Origin of the sequence: Sphingomonas sp. HF-S4, assembly GCF_032911445.1 — a bacterium.
GTDB classification, from domain to species: domain Bacteria; phylum Pseudomonadota; class Alphaproteobacteria; order Sphingomonadales; family Sphingomonadaceae; genus Sphingomonas; species Sphingomonas agrestis.
The window spans coordinates 2,042,872-2,059,644 of sequence record NZ_JAWJEJ010000001.1 but is presented as its reverse complement, the minus strand read 5'-3'; the positions used below and the strand labels follow the sequence as shown (position 1 = coordinate 2,059,644).

At 66.5% G+C, this 16,773-nt stretch carries 20 protein-coding genes; 16 read left to right on the top strand and 4 right to left on the bottom strand.

Annotated features, from left to right (window positions below; genetic code table 11):
- The first annotated feature begins 67 nt into the window (after positions 1-67).
- Positions 68-766: a FadR/GntR family transcriptional regulator gene (locus tag RZN05_RS09065; RefSeq protein ID WP_317226290.1), complete on the top strand. Its 699-nt coding sequence runs from the start codon at positions 68-70 to the stop codon at positions 764-766.
- A 35-nt stretch (positions 767-801) separates the two neighbouring features.
- Here RZN05_RS09065 and RZN05_RS09060 read toward each other — a convergent pair whose 3' ends face one another.
- Positions 802-1,821 carry an SDR family oxidoreductase gene (locus RZN05_RS09060; protein ID WP_317226289.1) on the bottom strand — a complete coding sequence of 340 codons (1,020 nt, stop codon included), beginning with the start codon at positions 1,819-1,821 and terminating at the stop codon, positions 802-804.
- Between the two features lie 344 nt (positions 1,822-2,165).
- On the opposite strand from RZN05_RS09060, the gene RZN05_RS09055 reads away from it, so the two are divergent.
- From RZN05_RS09055 to RZN05_RS09040, 4 genes are all read left to right on the top strand, one after another.
- Positions 2,166-2,798, top strand: coding sequence for an ATP-dependent Clp protease proteolytic subunit (locus RZN05_RS09055; RefSeq protein ID WP_317226288.1), 633 nt, complete (start codon positions 2,166-2,168; stop codon positions 2,796-2,798).
- The gene (locus tag RZN05_RS09050) at positions 2,795-3,361 is read left to right on the top strand and encodes a hypothetical protein (protein WP_317226287.1); all 567 of its coding nucleotides are present in this window, start codon (positions 2,795-2,797) and stop codon (positions 3,359-3,361) included. Before RZN05_RS09055 ends, RZN05_RS09050 begins: the two co-directional genes overlap by 4 nt.
- 224 nt (positions 3,362-3,585) lie before the next feature.
- A complete protein-coding gene (gene clpX, locus RZN05_RS09045; RefSeq protein WP_317226286.1) occupies positions 3,586-4,851 on the top strand; it encodes an ATP-dependent Clp protease ATP-binding subunit ClpX in 1,266 nt (421 codons plus the stop codon).
- A 125-nt stretch (positions 4,852-4,976) separates the two neighbouring features.
- Complete coding sequence (locus RZN05_RS09040; RefSeq protein WP_317226285.1) at positions 4,977-5,576, top strand: hypothetical protein; 600 nt, start codon at positions 4,977-4,979, stop codon at positions 5,574-5,576.
- Between the two features lie 119 nt (positions 5,577-5,695).
- Here the strand turns inward: RZN05_RS09040 and RZN05_RS09035 are convergent, their stop codons facing one another.
- A complete protein-coding gene (locus tag RZN05_RS09035) occupies positions 5,696-6,526 on the bottom strand; it encodes an alpha/beta fold hydrolase (RefSeq protein WP_317226284.1) in 831 nt (276 codons plus the stop codon).
- 180 nt (positions 6,527-6,706) lie between these two features.
- Here RZN05_RS09035 and ccmC point away from each other — a divergent pair, with 180 nt between their 5' ends.
- The 8 genes from ccmC to RZN05_RS08995 all read left to right on the top strand — a co-directional run bounded on the left by ccmC (position 6,707) and on the right by RZN05_RS08995 (position 11,951).
- A complete protein-coding gene (gene ccmC, locus RZN05_RS09030) occupies positions 6,707-7,426 on the top strand; it encodes a heme ABC transporter permease CcmC (protein ID WP_317226283.1) in 720 nt (239 codons plus the stop codon).
- Entirely contained in the window at positions 7,423-7,554 is a 132-nt protein-coding gene (locus RZN05_RS09025) for a heme exporter protein CcmD (RefSeq protein ID WP_317226282.1), read from the top strand. Before ccmC ends, RZN05_RS09025 begins: the two co-directional genes overlap by 4 nt.
- Entirely contained in the window at positions 7,551-7,985 is a 435-nt protein-coding gene (gene ccmE, locus RZN05_RS09020; protein WP_317226281.1) for a cytochrome c maturation protein CcmE, read from the top strand. The genes RZN05_RS09025 and ccmE overlap by 4 nt, the downstream gene beginning before the upstream one ends.
- Positions 7,986-7,995: 10 nt before the next feature.
- Positions 7,996-9,930: a heme lyase CcmF/NrfE family subunit gene (locus RZN05_RS09015; RefSeq protein ID WP_317226280.1), complete on the top strand. Its 1,935-nt coding sequence runs from the start codon at positions 7,996-7,998 to the stop codon at positions 9,928-9,930.
- Entirely contained in the window at positions 9,927-10,451 is a 525-nt protein-coding gene (locus RZN05_RS09010) for a redoxin family protein (protein WP_317226279.1), read from the top strand. The genes RZN05_RS09015 and RZN05_RS09010 overlap by 4 nt, the downstream gene beginning before the upstream one ends.
- Positions 10,452-10,453: 2 nt before the next feature.
- A complete protein-coding gene (locus RZN05_RS09005) occupies positions 10,454-10,873 on the top strand; it encodes a cytochrome c-type biogenesis protein (RefSeq protein WP_317227596.1) in 420 nt (139 codons plus the stop codon).
- Complete coding sequence (locus tag RZN05_RS09000; protein WP_317226278.1) at positions 10,870-11,523, top strand: tetratricopeptide repeat protein; 654 nt, start codon at positions 10,870-10,872, stop codon at positions 11,521-11,523. Before RZN05_RS09005 ends, RZN05_RS09000 begins: the two co-directional genes overlap by 4 nt.
- 152 nt (positions 11,524-11,675) lie before the next feature.
- Positions 11,676-11,951 (top strand): hypothetical protein, encoded by a 276-nt coding sequence (locus RZN05_RS08995; protein ID WP_317226277.1) that lies wholly within the window; start codon positions 11,676-11,678, stop codon positions 11,949-11,951.
- Positions 11,952-12,003: 52 nt separating this feature from the next.
- On the opposite strand, the gene RZN05_RS08990 is transcribed toward RZN05_RS08995, so the two are convergent.
- Positions 12,004-12,222: a DUF3072 domain-containing protein gene (locus RZN05_RS08990; protein ID WP_317226276.1), complete on the bottom strand. Its 219-nt coding sequence runs from the start codon at positions 12,220-12,222 to the stop codon at positions 12,004-12,006.
- A 59-nt stretch (positions 12,223-12,281) separates the two neighbouring features.
- Positions 12,282-13,388 carry an alanine dehydrogenase gene (gene ald, locus RZN05_RS08985; protein ID WP_317226275.1) on the bottom strand — a complete coding sequence of 369 codons (1,107 nt, stop codon included), beginning with the start codon at positions 13,386-13,388 and terminating at the stop codon, positions 12,282-12,284.
- A 136-nt stretch (positions 13,389-13,524) separates the two neighbouring features.
- Here ald and RZN05_RS08980 point away from each other — a divergent pair, with 136 nt between their 5' ends.
- From RZN05_RS08980 to RZN05_RS08970, 3 genes are all read left to right on the top strand, one after another.
- Positions 13,525-13,995 (top strand): Lrp/AsnC family transcriptional regulator, encoded by a 471-nt coding sequence (locus RZN05_RS08980; RefSeq protein ID WP_317226274.1) that lies wholly within the window; start codon positions 13,525-13,527, stop codon positions 13,993-13,995.
- A gap of 322 nt (positions 13,996-14,317) precedes the next feature.
- Positions 14,318-16,249 carry a potassium transporter Kup gene (locus RZN05_RS08975; protein ID WP_394804821.1) on the top strand — a complete coding sequence of 644 codons (1,932 nt, stop codon included), beginning with the start codon at positions 14,318-14,320 and terminating at the stop codon, positions 16,247-16,249.
- Positions 16,246-16,749, top strand: a complete 504-nt coding sequence (locus RZN05_RS08970) for a 2'-5' RNA ligase family protein (protein WP_317227594.1) — start codon at positions 16,246-16,248, stop codon at positions 16,747-16,749. Before RZN05_RS08975 ends, RZN05_RS08970 begins: the two co-directional genes overlap by 4 nt.
- Positions 16,750-16,773 lie beyond the last annotated feature (24 nt).

Sequence of the window (16,773 nt, the reverse complement as noted above, 5' to 3'; positions counted from 1 at the left end):
GAAATCGGCATAACCTGTCTGACAAATTATACGATAAACGCTGTAGTGCAGGGGAAGGGGAGCGCGATTGGCACAGGGGAGTGCGCCGGCGGGCGAAGGGCGGCTCGCGGACCGCGCCTATACGGAGATCGTCGCGATCATCAACGGCGGCGACCTGGGTATCGGCGACCGGCTGCCGTCCGAGCCGCGGCTCGCCGAGATGTTCGGCATGTCGCGGACGGTGGTGCGCGAGGCGCTGGTTCGCCTCGCCGCCGACGGGATCACCGAGGCGCGGCGCGGCGCGGGGTCGTACATCATGCGGCGCCCGTCGGAGCGGCTCGGCGCGCATATGCCGATGGCCGAACTCTCGGCGACGCTCGGCACCTATGAAGTGCGCTTCGTGCTCGAGGCCGAGGCGTGCCGGCTCGCGGCGATGCGGCGCTCGCCCGAGCAGATGGAGACGATCCAGCAGGCGATGGATGCGCTGCGCGGCGCGCTCGAGTCGAACGGCCCCGCGCATGAGGAGGATTGGGTGCTCCACCGCTCGATCTTCGAGGCGACCGCGAATCCCGCCTTCGTCGCGGCGTTCGATCACCTTGAGGAGGGCATCTACCGCATCTTGCGCGCCGGCGTGGATATTTCGCGGGCGCGCTCGGAGGAGGCCATCGGCGCGATGATCACCGAGCACGAGATGGTGGTCGAGGCGATCCGCGCGCAGGACGCCGACGGCGCGGCGCTGGCGATGCGCTGGCACCTGTCGCAGGGGCGCAAGCGGCTGATGCCTTAGCCTTTTCCTCCCCAGGGGAGAGGGAAGCGGCGCTCTCAAACCAACCCTAGCGCAATCAGGCTCTCGGCGCTCGCCACGATCGCCTCCTCGTTCGAGCGCGGCGTCCAGCCCAGCACGCGCCGCGCCTTGGCGTTGCTCGCGCTCGCCTTGATCCCCAGCCGCGGCACCGCCTCGCGCGCCAGGGGGTTGAACAGCGCAAGCAGCCGGATCAGCCAGTCGGGAAGCTCACGCCTCGGCACCTTGGCCGCCGCCGGACCCAGCCGTTCGCGCAGCACCGTTGCCATCTGATGGAACGACACCGCCTCGCCCGCCACCGCAAGGAAGCGTTCGCCCGCCGCCGCCGGATCGGTCATCGCGCGCAAATGGAGATCGGCGACGTCGCGGACGTCGACCACGCCGAGATAAAGCCGCGGCGTGCCGGGCATCTTCCCCTCCAGCATCGAGCGGACGAGGAACACCGACGTCGAGAGGTCGCCGTTCAGCGCCGGCCCGAAGATGCCGACCGGGTTGACCACCGCCAGCTCCATGCCGTTGCCTTCGCGCGCGACGAAATCCCACGCGGCGCGCTCCGCCAGCGTCTTCGATTGCATATAGGGCTGCACCGAGGGGCCATCGGGATTCGTCCAGTCTGCTTCGGTATAAAGCGTGTCGCGCTGGCCATGGCCATAGCCGATCGCCGCGAAGGACGAGGTCACCACCACCCGCTTCACCCCGGCGTCGCGCGCGGCGCGCAGTACCCGCAGCGTGCCTTCGCGCGCCGGGCGGATGAGTTCCTGCTCGTCCTTTGGTTGCGCAGGCGGGAAGGGGGAAGCAACGTGATGGACATAGTCGCAGTCCGCCACTGCTTCGGCCCAGCCTTCGTCCTTTTCGAGATCGGCGGCGAAGAAGCTGAGCCCTTCAGCGTCCGCGCCCGCCGCGGCGAGTGTCGCGCGCACCTCGGGCTCGCGCGCCAGGTTGCGCACCGTGGTACGAACGTCGTGCCCCGCCGCCAGCAACTGGAGGATGACATGGCTGCCGACAAAGCCTGAGCCGCCGGTGACGAGAACTTTGCTCATGCGAAACGATGTGGGTGCGGGTTGAGCGCCTTGCAATGTAGGATTTGGCGTGCTGCCGTTCCCGGCAAGCGGCGTCCGCCGGGCGCGTGCCCAGACTGAAGCGCAACGGGCGGCGCGTGGGTGGCACGTGGTGCGGGGACGCGGGAGGAGAGGGTGTGTCAATTACGCCCGAAAAACCGCGTTCCGAGTCAACTTCGTCAACTTCGAGTCAAGCTGGTCAACCAGACCCACCACGGCCGGTTTACCGCGATCCCCCCTTGCGCCGCGCTGCCCAAGCGCCGATGTTGGGCGCCTGGGCAACCATCCAAAGAGAAAAACCCCGCATGCATCCGCTTTCCGGTCAGATGACCATTGATCCCGTTACCGGCGGTCTCGTTCCGATCGTCATCGAACAGTCGAGCCGCGGCGAGCGCAGCTTCGACATCTATTCGCGCCTGCTTCGCGAGCGGATCGTGTTCGTCACCGGCGGCGTCGAAGACCATATGGCCTCGCTGATCACCGCGCAGCTGCTCTTCCTCGAGTCCGAGAACCCGAAGAAGGACATCTGGATGTACATCAATTCGCCCGGTGGCGTGGTGACCGCCGGCATGGCGATCCATGACACGATGCAATATATCCGTCCGCGCGTCGGCACGGTGTGCATCGGCCAGGCCGCGTCGATGGGCAGCTTCCTGCTCGCGTCGGGCGAGCCGGGCCTGCGCGTCGCGCTGACCAATGCCCGCATCATGCTCCACCAGCCCTCGGGCGGCGCGCAGGGAATGGCGTCGGACATCGAGATCCAGGCTAAGGAGATTCTCCGTATTCGCGCGCGGATGAATGCGCTGTATGCCAAATATACTGGCCAGCCGATCGAGCGGATCGAGCAGGTGATGGATCGCGACAGCTTCTTCGAGGCCGATGAGGCCAAGGCGTTCGGCGTCGTGGACGAAGTGTACGAAAAGCGGCCGCAGCCGAGCGACGACGCGGCAACTGCTTGAAGCTGATGGTGAACAAGCTTTCGACGCTGTGCCGGCTCGCCGGCGCAGCGGCGTTTGCTTTTACGGTGACCGTAGGCAGTTCGGGTTCAGCGCAGGAGGCGCCGCCACCTGTTGCCGCAGCGTCTTTCCGCGATGCGCTGAACCGTGCGACGGGCGATCTCTCGGCCGGGAAGTTGCCGGAGGCGCGCGCCGGGTTCGAAGCGCTGCTCAAGCGTCCGCTCGGGACCTCGGAACGTGGCATCGCGCTGGCCATGCGCGCGGTCACGCTGGTCGGGCTGGGCGAGTTGGACGCGGCGGCACGGGGGTTCAGCGAGGCGAGGCTCGCCGCGCCGCATATTCCGGACGTTCAGTTGGCGGAGGTTCGCGCGGGATTGGCCTTTGGTCGTCCTGGTTTCGTCCTTCAGCCGCTGACGCGGATCGCCGAGGCTCATGGCGAATGGCTGACGCTCGAACATCGCGAGTTGGTCACGTCGGCGCTGGCGATGGGCGTTCAGGGCAAGCTGCGCAAGGAGTATGAGGCGCTTGTGCTGGCGCTCGGGCGGCGCAACCCGCCGTACGGGTAGCGTTCGAAAGGGTTGGCCGCGAACTTCCGCCAAGCCTATGGCCGGCGCCGATTTCGTTGCGCAGCCGATAGCGGATTTCAACGGCTTGTTTCCATTCGCCGTGATAGACATATTGGCGCGTGTCGGGAGAATCCTGCGGTTCGTGGCGTTTGGCGCCTAGTAGTTTGTAACGAGCCCGTGCGGGGGCATTGCCTCGCAGACGGGACAAGAGGTAAGCGACTTTTATGACCAAGCTCAGCGGCGGCGACTCCAAGAGCACGCTTTACTGCTCGTTCTGCGGCAAGTCGCAGCACGAGGTGCGGAAGCTCATCGCCGGGCCGACCGTGTTCATCTGCGACGAGTGCGTCGAGCTCTGCAACGACATCATCCGCGAAGAGACCAAGTCGGCGCTCGTCAGCAAGAAGGACGGCGGCGTCCCCACGCCGCAGGAAATCTGCGACGTGCTCGACGATTACGTGATCGGCCAGAAGCAGGCCAAGCGCGTGCTCTCGGTCGCGGTGCACAACCATTACAAGCGGCTCAACCATGGCGCCAAGGGTGCCGATGTCGAGCTCGCCAAGTCGAACATCCTGCTCGTCGGCCCCACCGGCTGCGGCAAGACCCTGCTGGCGCAGACGCTGGCGCGCATCCTCGACGTGCCGTTCACGATGGCCGATGCGACGACGCTCACCGAAGCCGGCTATGTCGGCGAGGATGTCGAGAACATCATCCTCAAGCTGCTCCAGGCCTCCGACTACAACGTCGAGCGGGCGCAGCGCGGGATCGTCTATATCGACGAGATCGACAAGATCAGCCGCAAGGCCGAGAATCCCTCGATCACCCGCGACGTCTCGGGCGAGGGCGTCCAGCAGGCGCTGCTCAAGCTGATGGAAGGCACCACCGCGTCGGTGCCCCCGCAGGGCGGCCGCAAGCATCCGCAGCAGGAGTTCCTCCAGGTCGACACGACCAACATCCTGTTCATCTGCGGCGGCGCGTTCTCGGGGCTCGAGAAGATCATCGGCGATCGCCTCCAGGGCAAGTCGATCGGTTTCGGCGCCTATGTGGCGGCTCCCGAGGAGCGCCGCACCGGTGAAGTGCTGCGCCAGACCGAGCCCGAGGATCTGCTCAAGTTCGGCCTGATCCCCGAATTCGTCGGTCGCCTGCCGGTGATCGCGACGCTCGAGGATCTCGACGTCGATGCGCTGATCAAGATCCTGACCGAGCCGAAGAACGCCCTGGTCAAGCAGTATCAGAAGCTGTTCGACATGGAGACGGTCAAGCTTGGCTTCAACGAGGACGCGCTTACCGCGATCTCGAAGAAGGCGATCGAGCGCAAGACCGGCGCGCGCGGGCTTCGCTCGATCCTCGAGGCGATCCTGCTCGACACGATGTTCGACCTGCCCAGCATGGACGGCGTCGACGAAGTGATGATCGACAAGGATGTGGTCGAGGGCCGCAAGGACCCGGTCCGCATCTACGCCAAGAAGGAAAAGGCCGGCAGCGCCGCCTGACCTTCCTGTTGCCAAAACACTGCACAAGCGGCCGGAAACATTGTTTTCCGGCCGTTTTCGTTTGGGCCGACTCGGACCCAAGGCGCACAATCCCCGTCAGTAAAGAGTTGATGGAGAGGTGACGTATGTCCGATATAGCCATCCTCGACGACGACGAGCGTGACTATCATTCGCCGTTCGACCTGGCGCTCAACCCTGCCGCGTTGGAAACCTTCAAATGGCTGGTACTTGGCCACGTCTTGTACGTGGTTGGGCTGGCGATGGTGCTCTACCTGCAAATCGAAGGCGGCGCGGTGTGGATCACGCCGTTGTTCGGCCTGCCCTTCGTCTGGCACGAGCGCCGGCATCGCGGCGGCGTGAAGGCACTGGTGTTCCTCGGCGGGTTCACGCTGATGCACTATGTCGCGCTGATGACCGTCAACGGGATGAGCGGCGACGGCGTCGGCTTCCTGCGCGGGTTCGTCGGCGGTGCAGTGGGCGGCGGCGGGTGCCTGTTGCTGTGCGCGATCTTCGGGCTGGTGCGGAAGGGCTCGAGCCTGACCTTCGAGGCGTTCGGCACGGTGCTGCTCGGCGCGGTGGGCAGCTTCTGTTTGTACCTCTATCTCACCACCGGCGCGAGCAGCGAATCGTTCGCCAGCGACCTGGCGCAACCGCTCAAGATCTACACTCCGTGGCAGATCGCCTTCGCCTATGTGCTCGCCCGGATATTGCGCCCGCTGAGCTGAGGGAACGGCGCCGCCATCCCTGCGAAGGCGGGATGGCGGCGAGTGCCGGTCGCCGCGTGCGAGTGGGTCTTGGCCTGCCAATCCTCCCCCGCTTCGCGAGGGAGGATTTTCTCAGTTGCTCACCCCTCGATGAACGCCAGCAAATCGGCGTTGATCACATCGGCATGGGTAGTGGCCATGCCGTGGGGGAGGCCGGGATAGGTCTTGATCGAGCCGTGCTTGAGCAGCTTGATCCCGATCAGCGCGGCGTCGGCGATAGGAACGATCTGGTCGTCCTCGCCGTGGAGCAGCAGGACGGGGACGTCGATCGCCTTGAGATCCTCGGTAAAGTCGGTCTCGGAAAAGGCTTTGACGCAATCGTAGTGCGCCTTGATCCCGCCCATCATCCCCTGGCGCCACCAATTGTCGATATTGCCCTGCTTCACGTCGGCGCCTTCGCGATTGTAGCCGTAGAACGGGCCGGTCGGCAGATCGATGTAGAATTGCGCGCGGTTGTTGGCGACGCCGGCGCGGATGCCGTCGAACACCTCGATCGGCAGCCCGCCGGGGTTCGATTCGGACTTGAGCATCACCGGCGGCACCGCGCCGATCAGCACGGCCTTGGACACGCGGCCCGCTTCGGCGCGCGCGACGTAATGCGCGACTTCGCCGCCGCCGGTCGAATGGCCGACATGGACCGCGCCCTTGAGGTCGAGCGCCGCGGCGAGCGCGATCACGTCGGCGGCATAGGTGTCCATCTCGTTGCCGGTATCGGTCTGGGTCGAGCGGCCGTGCCCGCGACGATCGTGCGCGATGACGCGGTAGCCGCGCTCGAGGAAGAAGAACATCTGCGCGTCCCAATCGTCGGCCGTAAGCGGCCAGCCGTGGTGGAACACGATCGCCTGGGCGTCCTTGGCGCCCCAATCCTTGTAGAAAATCTCGGTGCCGTCGCTCGTGGTGATGAAGGGCATGGCAGGATCCTTTGGCAGGTGCAGCCCGGAGGAAGGGCGCGCATCGTCCTTACGTTCCGGTGACGAAACCATCATGACAGCGGTTACTTTGCGCAAGCGCAAAGCGCGCAACCCATCGTATACCCAAAGCAGCCCGGCGTAGATTCCCCGCGCGAACCCGGCTATTGGCTGCCCAGCACCGTGATCCATGCCCTCGCCAACCCCACGCGCTTCCTAAAGCTCGCGCGCCCGCTGACTCCGGTCCTGTTCTGGGCGGGCGTGGCGCTGGCGCTGTTCGGCGCCTGGGGCGGATTGACCCAGACCCCGGCGGATTATCTCCAGAAGGAGAGCGTGCGCATCCTCTACATTCATGTCCCCGCCGCGTGGCTGGGGATGGCGGGGTGGAGCGGGGTTGCGTTCGCGAGTCTCGGCTATCTGATCTGGCGGCATCCGCTGGCACACTTGGCGGCGCGCGCGACGGCGCCGGTGGGGGCGGTGTTTGCCGCGCTCTGCCTGATCACCGGTTCGATCTGGGGGCGGCCGACCTGGGGCACCTGGTGGGAATGGGACGGGCGGCTGACGAGCATGCTGCTGCTGTTCTTCGTCTACATCGCGTACATCGCGCTCGCGCGGGCGGATGCCGATCGTGGCGGCGACGGGCGCGTGCCGGCGCTGTTCGGGGTGGCCGGATCGGTGCTGCTGCCTATCGTGCGCTATTCGGTGGTATGGTGGAATACGCTTCACCAGGGGCAGAGCATCGGGCTGACCAGCTCATCGATCGATTCGTCGATGCTGTGGCCCTTGTTCTTCACGATCGGCGGATTCAGCCTGTTCTTCGGCGGCGTGGTGCTGATGCGGATGCGCGCGATGCTCGCCACCCAGAAGGTCGAGGCGCGGATGAAGCGGATGGCGGCGCAATGAATCACTGGGCATTCGTCACCGCGGCCTATGCCGTGACTTTCGCGGGGACCGCCGGGCTGGCGGGCTGGGCGTGGCTGTCGATGCGGCGGGCGGAGGCGGCGGCGGACTCGCTGCGGCGCGAGCGATGAAGGCCAAGCATCAACGGCTGGTCCTTGGCCTGCTCGCGCTCGGCGCGGTGGCGGGTGCGGCGGGGCTCGCGCTATCGGCGCTGCAGGACCAGGCGGCGTTCTTCTATGCGCCGGGCGATGTGGCGGGGAAGCCGGTGCCGACCGACAAGGCGGTGCGGCTCGGCGGGATGGTCGCGGCCAATTCGATCGTGCGCCAGCCCGACGGCGTCTCGATCGCGTTCACGGTGACCGACGGCAAGGCGACCGTGCCGGTGGCGTTCCGCGGAGTCGCGCCCGATCTGTTCAAGGAAGGCTCGGGCGTGGTTGCCGAAGGCAAGTTCAACCCCGACGGCAGCTTCACCGCCGACAACCTGCTCGCCAAGCATGACGAGCGCTACATGCCGCCGCAGGTGGCGGGCGAGATGCACAAGACCGAGACGCTCGACAAATGACTGGCGCCAAATGATCGCCGAGGCAGGGCTTGCCGCGCTGTGGCTGGCGGCGGCGTTCGCGCTCGTCCAGCTGATGGTTGCGTGGGGCGCGGCCAAGCATGGCGCCAATCCGCGGGTGGGCACGCTGATGACCGCGCTGCGGCGGATCGCGTTGGTGCAGGGGCTGCTCGCCTTGCTCTCGTTCGCGCTGCTCATCGCGTTGTTCGTGCGCAGCGATATGTCGGTCGAGCTCGTCGCCGCCAACAGCCATTCCTTGAAGCCGATGATCTACAAGGTCGCCGGCGCGTGGGGGAACCATGAGGGCTCGATGCTGCTTTGGGTCACCGTGCTCGCGGTGGCGGGCGGCGGCGTCGCGATGTTCGAGCGGCGGCTGGCGGCCGGGACGCTCGCGGCGACGCTCGGCGCGCAGGCGGCGATCGGGATCGGCTTCTACGCCTTCCTCGCCTTCGCCTCGAACCCGTTCGCGCGATTGAACCCGGCAGTGCCGGACGGGCAGGGGCTCAACCCGCTGCTCCAGGACCCTGGCCTCGCCTTCCATCCGCCGACGCTCTATCTCGGCTATGTCGGGCTGTCGGTGGCGTTCAGCTTCGCGGTGGGCGCGCTGCTGATGCGCGACGTCGGCCCGGCCTTTGCGCGGGCGATGCGGCCCTGGGTGCTCGGCGCCTGGATCTTCCTGACGATCGGGATCACCGCGGGATCCTACTGGGCCTATTACGAGCTCGGCTGGGGCGGCTGGTGGTTCTGGGACCCGGTCGAGAACGCGTCGCTGATGCCATGGCTCGCGGCGACGGCGCTGCTCCATTCGGTGACCGTGCTGGCGACGCGCGACGGCCTGCGCGCCTGGACGCTGATGCTGGCACTCGTGGCGTTCGCGATGTCGATGCTCGGCACCTTCCTGGTGCGATCGGGTATTCTCGTCAGCGTCCACGCCTTCGCGGTCGATCCGACGCGCGGGACGTTCATCCTCGCGCTGCTCGGCATCTATATCGGCGGGGCACTCGCGCTGTTCGGCGCGCGCGTCGGCACCGTCACCCAGGGATCGACCTTCCAGCTGGTCAGCCGCGAAGGCGCGCTGGTGCTCAATAATTTGCTGCTCTCGGTGATCCTCGGCGTGGTGTTCATCGGCACGCTCTATCCGCTCGCGGCGCAGGCGGCGGGGGTGCAGCTGTCGATCGGCGCGCCGTTCTTCAACAAGGCGCTGGTGCCCGTGGCACTCGCGCTGGTCGTCGCGACCGCGGCGGGGCCGCTGCTGCGCTGGCGGCGCGACAATTGGAACGCGCTCGCCAAGCGCGCGCTGGTGCCGACCGCGGCGGCGGGAGTCTCGTTCGCCTTGCTCTTCGCGCTGGCGCGGGGCGCGCATTTCGCGTCGGTGGTGGCGATCGCGCTGTCGGTCGGGCTCGCGGTGGCGAGCGTGGCGCCGGTGGCGCGGCGCAACCTGCGGCGTACGCCATTGCACGTCTGGGGGATGGTGATCGCGCATCTGGGCGTCGCGGTGAGCATTGCCGGCATGGCGTCGGACAGCGCGTTCAAGGTCGAGCGGCTCGCGGCAATCCAGGTCGGGCAGAACACCACGGTGGGGCCGTTCCGGGTGACGCTCGCCGAGATCCGCCCGCAGATCGGACCCAACTGGTCGGCGCTCGAGGCCAAGCTCCAGGTGCGCCGCGGCGAGGGCAAGGCGTTCGAGCTGTATCCGCAGAACCGCTTCTTCAGCACCCCGCCGACCAACACCAACGAGGCGGCGATCACCACCTTGCTCGACGGGCAGCTCTACACCGTGCTCGGCCAGGGCGACGAGCAGGGGCGCTGGCAGGTCCGGCTGTGGTGGAAGCCGTTCGTCACGCTGATCTGGCTCGGCGGCGGGCTGATTGCGCTGGGCGGGCTGCTGGCGCTGGTCGGTCGGGTGCGGCGCGAACGGCGCGACTCCGAGGCGGAGGCATACGCATGAAGCGGTTGCTGCTCTGGGCGCCGTTGGGGCTTTTCATCGTCGTGTTCGGGCTGGTGGCGAGCGGGCTGGTCAAGCCGGGTGATCGCGCGGTGCGATCGGCGATGGTCGGCAAGCCGCTGCCCGCGCTGGCGCTGCCCGCGCTGCTGGCGGACAAGCCCGGCGTGGTCACCGCCGAATTGAAGGGCAAGCCGCGGCTGCTCAATGTGTTCGCGAGCTGGTGCATTCCGTGCATCGCCGAGGCGCCGCAACTGCTCAAGCTCAAGGCGGCGGGAGTCGAGATCGACGCGATCGCGATTCGCGATACGCGCGAGGCGGTGCAGCAATTCCTGGCGCAGCACGGTGATCCTTACACGAAGATCGGCGACGACAAGGCGAGTGCGGCGCAACTGGCGCTGGGTTCGTCGGGAGTGCCCGAGACCTTCGTGATCGATCGCGCGGGGCGGATCGCGTACCAGCATATCGGCGATATCCGCGAGGACGACGTGGCGATGCTGCTGCGCGAGCTGGAGAAGGCGAAGTGAGGCTGACCTCGCTCCTTCGTCATCCGGTTGGGATCGTAGCGGCGCTGGCATTTTGTGCGCCGGCGCTCGCCGACTCCAAGCTCCCCCCCGCGGACCTTGCTTACACTCAGCTCGCCGATCCGGCGCAGGAGGCGGAGGCCAAGGCGCTGATGGATACGCTGCGCTGCCTCGTCTGCCAGGGCCAGTCGATCGCCGACAGTGATGCCGAGATGGCGGGGGACATGCGCGCGCTGGTGCGCCAGAAGGTCGCCGCGGGCGAAAGCGCGGGGGATATCCGGAAATGGCTGGTCCAGCGCTATGGCGACTATGTCACCTATGATCCGCCTTTGAGCTGGGTCACCGCGCCGCTCTGGATCGCGCCGCTGGCGCTGCTGCTGGTCGGCATGCTGGTCGCGCGGCGCGTGTTCCGGAGGCGCGCATGATGGGCTGGGCGATGTTCGGCCTGCTGGCGGTCGGCGCGGGGCTGCTGCTGTGGCTGACCGGCTTTCCCCGGAAGCTGTGGACGCTGGCGGCCACGGCGCTGATGCTTGGCGCCGCCGGTTATGCTTGGCAGGGCCATCCCGGCGTGGCGGGGCATCCGGTGATCGCTGCCAAGAAGGGCGGCGAGATCGATCCCGAGGTCGTCGAGATCCGCAATGCGATGTTCGGGCGGTTCAACTACACTTGGGCGTCGTTCACCCGCGCCGACGCGATGACGCGAGCGGGCGCGCCCGACACCGCGGCGCGCGCGATGATCCTGACGGTGCGCGAGGCCAATGGCGATGCCGGTGCGTGGGCGTGGCTGGGGATCAAGCTTGCCGAGAATGACGGCAACCAGGTCTCGCCCGCGGCCAAATACGCATTCGATCGCGCGATCCAGCTGGCGCCGCAGCATCCCGGCCCGCCGTTCTTCTACGGGTTGGCGCTGATCCGCGAGGGCAGGTACGCCGAGGCGCGGCCCTATTGGGCGAAGGCGGTTGAGCTGACCCCGGCCAAGGCAAGCTATCGCGACAAGCTGCTGGTACGGCTGTTCCTGCTCGATCGGTTGCTTGAGGCCAAGGCGGCGCAGGAAAAGGCGTCGAGGGTCAAGTAGCGCTCCCGAACAGGTCCGATCCGGGTAGGTATTCGCATTGTATGTCCGCGAATAGCAGCGTAAATCTCCGATCGGACTCAGCAAAAACCACGAAGGTCGTCAGGTCCGTCGATCCACTTGATCCATGGGAGAGGACGATGAGTGCATGCGGGATGCAATCCTTCAGCAATGTGACGGCTGACGTCTGGAATTGCTGCAAGGCGACTGCCGCCACGTACGGCGTGCAGATCAATAGCGATTCGGGTTCGGCGAGCTCGCACGGCTTCACGGTGAACTGGAACTATGATTCCGGGAGCCAGGTGCTCCAGCTCCAGGTGACCGACAAGCCGTTCTGGGCGCCGTGCTCGATCGTCAATTCGAAGGTCCATGACGCGGTGGACGAGTGCTACGCCAATCACGGTGCGAGCGGGTCTTCGATGCTCGGTTGAAGGGTCTCGACGAAGGAAGGCCGGGCCCAGAGCCCAACCTTCTTCGCTCGCCCTACTGCCCGCGCCCGGTCTCTTCCTGAAGCGCGTCGATGCGCTTGGAGGCTTCGGCCTTGGTCAGGTCGTCGTCGAATTCGGCGTGCGCTTCCTCAGACAAAGTCTTGAGATAGCTCGCCTGCGCGCCGGTCATCGGCTCATCGCCGGTGGTCCAGTCGTCGGGGTTCTTTTCGGCGTTGCCGACGGGTTCAGTCTTCGGGTTGGCGTGGTCGGCCATGGCAGATGCTCCTTGAGAACTTGCCACGGCCAACGCACGATGTTCTTATTGTGTTCCGGTCAGGCGGCCCAAGCCTCGAACGGCAAGTCGAGATCGTCGGCGACGGCCTTGAACGCGATCTTGCCCTTGTAGACGTTGAGCCCGTTGGCGAGGTGCTTGTCGGCCTTCATCGCGCCCTCCGCGCCGAGATTGGCGAGCTTGAGCACGAACGGCAGCGTCGCGTTGTTGAGCGCGAAGGCCGAGGTGCGCGCGACGGCGCCGGGCATGTTGGCGACGCAGTAGTGAATCACGCCGTCGACTTCGAAGACGGGGTCGTCATGCGTGGTGGCGCGCGAGGTCTCGAAGCAGCCGCCCTGGTCGATCGCGATGTCGACGAGCACCGAGCCGCGCATCATCGTCTTGAGCATGTCGCGGGTGACCAGCTTGGGCGCCGCGGCGCCGGGGACGAGGACCGCGCCGATCACTACCTGCGAGGTCCGCACCGCCTCGGCGATCGCCGCCTTGCTCGCATAAGCGGTCTTGATCTGGCTGCCGAAATGCATGTCCAGCTCGGCGAGGCGTTCGTTGCTGATGTCGTAGATCGTCACGTCGGCGCGCTGGCCGGTGGCCATCTGCGCGGCGTTGATCCCCGAGACGCCGCCGCCGAGGATCGCGACCTTGCACGGCGCGACCCCGGGGACGCCGCCGAGCAGTTCGCCGCGGCCGCCCTGCTCCTTCTCGAGATAGTGCGACGCGACCTGGACCGACATGCGGCCGGCGACTTCGCTCATGGGCTTGAGCAGGGGGAGGGCGCCCGAGTTCGACGTGACAGTCTCATAGGCAATGCAAGTGGCGCCTGACTTCATCAGGCCCTCGGCCTGGGGCTTGTCGGCGGCGAGGTGGAGATAGGTGAAGAGCAAATGGCGCGGCTCGAGCAGCGCGATCTCCTGCGGCTGGGGCTCCTTGACCTTCACGATCATGTCCGAGCCGGCGAACACCGAAGCGGCGTCGGCGGCGATCTTCGCGCCGACCTTGGTATAGGCCTCGTCGGCGAAATCGATCCCCATGCCGGCTTGGGTTTCGACCAGCACCTCATGGCCGGCGGCGACCAGCTCGGCGACCGAGGCGGGCGTCAGGCCGACGCGATATTCGTGATTCTTGATTTCCTTGGGAACACCGATGCGCATGGCAGCTCTCCAGAATGCGTGTGCCCGAGACAGTATCTTGGGAGACGTCCGCGAATCTCTGCAAAGTTGGGCGCTTGGCAGTAGATGACTGCATGGAAATGCGGTATTGGCGTCATTCGCAGGAGAATCATGCGCCATGGACCGAATCGACAGCGCCATCCTCAAGCTGCTCGCCGCAGACGCGCGCGCGGCGGTGAGCCAGGTCGCGGCGCAGGTCGGGCTCTCGCAGTCTGCGTGTACACGGCGGATCCAGGGGCTCGAGGCTTCGGGGCACATTACCGGCTATGGTGCGCGCTTGGGGCATCGCCGGCTGGGGTTCCGCATCACGGCGCTGGTCGACATCACGCTCGGCACCCAGGTCGAGGAGGATCTCGCCAAGTTCGAGCGCGCGGTGGCCGAGATCGACGGCGTGGTCGAATGCGCATTGGTGTCGGGCGGGCAGGATTATCGGCTGAAAGTCCTCGCGCAGGATCTCGACGATTACGAGCGGCTCCACCGCGAGCATCTCGGGCGGCTTCCGGGGGTGGTGACGATCAATTCGAGCTTCGTGCTGCGCGCGGTGCCGACTCGCAGCGAAGCCGACGCGCTGTTCGCGAGGGCGGGGTAGGCATGCCCCTCCCTGCAAGGCAGGGGTTAGGGGTGGGTTAGAAAAGGTCGGGCTCGATGCCCGGCCTTTTCTTTTTTGCCGAGTATGTCGTTAGGCTCGCTTGGCTCGCCACCCACCCCCAGCCCCTCCCTTGCAGGGGGGAGCCTATTTGGGAACCGCTCACCCCCTTGCGTCTTCCCCAGCCCACACCCATGTGCGTCGATTGGGCGCCGTTGCTAGGCAATGCTGCACGTGCTAACGGCCCGCCCACTTTTCTTGGCGAGAACACAGGTCGCATGACCAGGTCCGTTTCCTCCATCGCGCGGTTGCCGCGACAGTGAACATCAACGCAAGCGGGCAGGCTGAACACCTCCCGCAGTCCGACGAGGCGCACGGCGAGCATGGGCACCAGCCCAAGGGCCCGCTGCCGGCGCTCGCGCTCGGCGCGGTCGGCGTCGTCTATGGCGATATCGGCACGTCGCCGCTCTATGCGATGAAGGAGACCTTTGTCGGGCACCATCCGCTCGCGGTCGATCTCGTCCATGTGTTCGGGGTGGTCAGCCTGATCTTCTGGTCGCTGCTGATCATCGTCACCGGCAAGTACATCTTCCTGACGATGCGCGCCGACAACAAGGGCGAAGGCGGCAGTCTGGCGCTGCTCGCGCTGATCCAGCGCAAGACCGGGGCGGGGCCGGGGCGGTGGAGCCGCGGGCTGGTGATGCTCGGGGTGCTCGCGACGGCCTTGTTCTTCGGCGACTGCATGATCACGCCGGCGATCTCGGTGCTCTCGGCGGTCGAGGGGCTCGTCGTGGTGCAGGCGGGGTTCGCGCCCTTCGTGCTGCCGATCGCTGTGGCGATCCTGATCGGGCTGTTCGTGATCCAGGCGCATGGCACGAATATCATCGGCAAGTTCTTCGGACCCGTGATGCTCACCTATTTCGTCACGCTCGCCGTGCTCGGGGTGCTCAGCATCGTCCAGCGGCCCGAGGTGCTGCAGGCATTCAATCCGATCTGGGCGGTCCGCTTCTTCGAGGCAGACCCACGGCTCGCCTTCCTCGCGCTCGGCTCGGTGGTGCTCGCGCTGACCGGCGCCGAGGCGCTGTACGCGGACATGGGCCATTTCGGACGGCGGCCGATCCAGGTCGCCTGGGTGTGGCTGATCTTCCCGGCGCTTATGCTCAATTATCTGGGGCAGGGCGCGCTGCTGCTGCGCGATCCTTCGGCCGCGGAGAACCCGTTCTTCATGCTTGCCAGCGAGAGCTGGCGGCTGCCGCTGGTGATCCTCGCCACGCTCGCCACGGTGATCGCCAGCCAGGCGGTGATCACCGGCGCGTTCTCGGTATGCCAGCAGGCGGTCCAGCTCGGGCTGATGCCGCGGCTGCGGATCAACCATACGTCGGCGTCGGCGCACGGGCAGATCTATCTGCCCGCGGTCAACTGGGCGCTGATGGTGATGGTAATCGTGCTGATCCTGATGTTCGGCGAATCGTCGAACCTCGCCGCGGCGTACGGCATCGCAGTGACGGGGACGATGTTCATCACCACCTGCATGCTTGCCGTGCTGGTCCGGCGGGTGTGGAACTGGCCGCTGCCGATCGCGATCGGGCTGGTGACGCTGTTCCTGCTGTTCGACGGCGCCTATTTCCTGTCGAACGTCACCAAGATTCCCGATGGCGGCTGGTTCCCGCTGCTCGTCGGACTCGTCGCGTTCACGCTGCTGACGACTTGGGCCAAGGGCCGCCAGCTGATGATTGCCCGGCTGCGCGAGAGCGCGATGCCGGTGAAGATCTTCATCGAATCGGCGGCGATCGCCGCGACGCGTGTTCCCGGCACCGCGGTGTTCATGACCTCGACCCCCGATGGCGTGCCCCATGCGCTGCTGCACAATCTCAAGCACAACAAGGTGCTCCACGAGCGCGTGATCCTGCTCACCGTGAAGATCGCCGACGAGCCCTATATCGACGACGATCGCCGGATGTACATCGACGATCTCGGCAAGGGCTTCCACCGGATGGTCATCAAATACGGCTTCATGCAGGACGCCGACGTGCCCGCCGCGCTCAAGCAAGTCAGCGCGTGCGGCGCCGAGTTCAAGATGATGGACACCAGCTTCTTCCTCGCGCGGCAGACGCTGTTGCCCTCGGCCAAGCCGGGGATGATGGTGTGGCGCGAGAAGCTGTTCGCCTGGATGCTGCGCAACGCCGAAAGCGCGATGGAGTTCTTCCGCCTGCCGACCAACCGCGTCGTCGAGCTGGGAAGCCAGGTGGAAATCTGAACGCGCCGCTGATCGTCACGGCGCTGTTCGGGCGGCAGGACCAGGCGTGGTTCGACGTGCTGCGCCGCGAGCATTATCCGCCCGAGCGCAATGTCCTGCCGGCGCATCTGACGCTGTTCCACCATCTGCCGCCGAGCGTGGCCGAGGAGCTCAAGCAGCGCCTCGCTGCCGACACGCGCGGTATTCGCGCGCCGCGGGCGAAGGTCACCGGCCTGATGTCGCTAGGCGGCGGCGTCGCCTACCGGATCGAGGCACCCGCGCTCACCGCGATTCGCGAGGGGCTGTGCGATGCGTTTGCGGGGATGTTGACCCCCCAGGACGCCGGCCCCTGGCGCCCGCACGTCACCGTGCAGAACAAGGTGACGCCCTCACTCGCCAAGGTGGTGCTGGGGGCATTGTCGCGCGATTTCGTGCCGCGCGAGGTCGAGATCGCGGGTCTGGCGAGCTGGTGGTATCGCGGCGGGCCCTGGGAAGCGCATTCGCGACACATGTTCGCTTGACCGGACGAAACGGCGGACCTATGT